Here is a 436-nt window from a genome sequence, read left to right on the forward strand (position 1 = left end):
CCGTAGGTCTGGACCTTCGGCAGGCTCAGGGCGCATGGCGCCCCGTCCCCTCGCTAGCGGGGAATTCGCCTCAGCCGCCGAAGTCGGCGGCGGCCTGCTTGGCCTGGGTCAGCCACTCCCGGTACGTGGCGGCCGACTTGGCCGCTTCGCTGGCGGCGCGGTGGTCACCGCGGGCCTCGGCCTTGGCGACCCGCTCCTCGAGGGCGGCGATCTGCGCCTCGAGCTTGGCGGCCGTGTCTTCGGCCCGGGCCCGGGCTTCCGGGTTGTTCCGGCGCCAGCGGTCGTCCTCGGCATCCTTGATCGCCGACTCGATCGCCCGCAGCCGTCCGTCGAGCGTGCGGATCGAGTCCCGCGGCACCTTGCCGATGGCCGACCAGCGCTCCAACAGCTCCCGGTAGGCGACCTTGGCCGTCCCCAGGTCGCGGATCGGCAGCAG

General features: G+C 73.4%; 1 pseudogene. It reads right to left on the bottom strand.

The features are described 5' to 3' along the window. Positions 1-70: 70 nt before the first annotated feature. A pseudogene (locus I6F37_RS40525) lies at positions 71-436 on the bottom strand (DUF349 domain-containing protein); the annotation flags it as partial.

Origin of the sequence: Bradyrhizobium sp. NBAIM08, assembly GCF_020193935.1 — a bacterium.
Taxonomy (GTDB): Bacteria; Pseudomonadota; Alphaproteobacteria; order Rhizobiales; family Xanthobacteraceae; genus Bradyrhizobium; species Bradyrhizobium yuanmingense.